The sequence below is a fragment of the Monashia sp. HAY1-2A genome, from assembly GCF_056755315.1.
On record NZ_JBNDHY010000287.1, the window covers coordinates 1 to 1745 of the forward strand.

Annotated in this window: 4 protein-coding genes; all 4 read right to left on the reverse strand. The window is 68.2% G+C overall.

What is annotated here, in order from left to right:
• The coding region (locus ACPYOM_RS21835) for a 30S ribosomal protein S5 (RefSeq protein WP_481343983.1) at positions 1 to 438 on the reverse strand (438 nt) is incomplete at its 3' end.
• Between the two features lie 40 nt (positions 439 to 478).
• The gene (gene rplR, locus ACPYOM_RS21840; RefSeq protein ID WP_481343982.1) at positions 479 to 853 is read right to left on the reverse strand and encodes a 50S ribosomal protein L18; all 375 of its coding nucleotides are present in this window, start codon (positions 851 to 853) and stop codon (positions 479 to 481) included.
• Positions 854 to 856: 3 nt separating this feature from the next.
• Positions 857 to 1393 (reverse strand): 50S ribosomal protein L6, encoded by a 537-nt coding sequence (rplF, locus tag ACPYOM_RS21845; RefSeq protein WP_481343981.1) that lies wholly within the window; start codon positions 1391 to 1393, stop codon positions 857 to 859.
• Between the two features lie 12 nt (positions 1394 to 1405).
• On the reverse strand, positions 1406 to 1745 hold a 340-nt coding region (gene rpsH, locus ACPYOM_RS21850), incomplete at its 5' end, for a 30S ribosomal protein S8 (RefSeq protein ID WP_481347567.1).

Consider the following 1745-nt stretch of genomic DNA (forward strand, 5'->3'; position numbering starts at 1 on the left):
CTCCAGGACCGCACGCACCGGGCCACCGGCGATGACACCGGTACCAGGGGCGGCCGGACGGAGCATGACGACACCGGCCGCGGCCTCGCCCTGGACGGGGTGCGGGATGGTGCCCTGGATCCGCGGGACCTTGAAGAAGCCCTTCTTGGCCTCCTCGACGCCCTTGGCGATCGCGGCGGGGACCTCCTTGGCCTTGCCGTAGCCGACGCCCACGGTGCCGTCACCGTCACCGACGACGACGAGCGCCGTGAAGCTGAAGCGACGACCACCCTTGACGACCTTCGCGACGCGGTTGATGGTCACCACGCGCTCGACGTACTGGTTCTGCTCGCGGCTCTCGCGGCTGTCACGGCCGCCGCGGCGGTCCTGACGCTCGCCGCGCTCGCCGCGCTCGCCGCCACCGGCGGGGCCGGTGCCTCGACGCTGCTGTCCGGGCATCAGATGTTCCTCATCTCGACAATTGCGTTCACGAAGTTGCTCACAGCGACAGGCCTCCCTCGCGGGCGCCCTCGGCGATCGCCGCGACGCGGCCGTGGTACTTGTTGCCCCCACGGTCGAACACGACGGAGTCGACGCCGGCGTCCTTGGCGCGGGCGGCGACGAGCTCGCCGACCCGCTTGGCCTTGGCCGTCTTGTCACCGTCGAACGATCGCAGGTCGGCCTCCATCGTCGAGGCGTAGGCGACGGTCTTGCCGACCGTGTCGTCGACGACCTGCACGAAGAGGTGACGGCTCGAGCGCGAGACGACGAGGCGGGGACGGGCCGCGGTGCCGGCGATCTTCTTGCGACCGCGCACCTGGCGACGGATGCGGGCGGCAGCCTTGGACTTGCCGCGCTTGATGATCATTGCCATGGCTTACTTACCGGCCTTTCCAACCTTGCGACGGATCTGCTCGCCCGCGTAGCGAACGCCCTTGCCCTTGTACGGGTCGGGCTTGCGCAGCTTGCGGATGTTGGCCGCGACCTCACCGACGAGCTGCTTGTCGATGCCCTGCACCGAGAAGCGGGTCGGGTTCTCGACGGCGAAGCTGATGCCGGCGGGAGCCTGGATGAGGATCGGGTGCGAGTATCCGAGCGAGAACTCGAGGTCCGAGCCCTTCGCGGCGACACGGTAGCCCGTGCCGTGGATCTCCATCTTCTTCTCGTAGCCCTCGGTGACACCGAGCACCATGTTGTTGATGAGCGAGCGGGTCAGGCCGTGGCGGGCCCGGGAGTCACGCTCGTCGTCGGGGCGCTTGACCTCGAGGTTGCCCTCGGCGACCTCGACGGTGATCGGGGTGACGACGGTCAGCGAGAGCTCGCCCTTGGGGCCCTTGACCGTGACGTCCTGGCCGTCGACCTTGACGTCCACACCCGAGGGGATGGAGACGGGGAGTCGTCCGATTCGCGACATGTCAGCGTCTCCTTACCAGACGTAGGCGAGGACTTCCCCACCCACGCCCTTCTCGTGTGCCTGCTTGTCGGTCAGGAGGCCGCTCGAGGTCGACAGGATCGCGACGCCGAGGCCGCCGAGAACCTTGGGCAGGTTCGTCGACTTGGCGTAGACGCGCAGACCCGGCTTCGAGACGCGACGCACGCCGGCGATGGAGCGCTCGCGGTTCGGGCCGTACTTGAGGTCGATGGTCAGCGTCTGGCCGACCTCGGCCTCCTCGATCTTCCACGAGGCGATGTAGCCCTCGGTCTGGAGGATCTCGGCGATGTTCTTCTTGAGCTTCGAGTACGGCATGGAGACCGTGTCGTGGTGC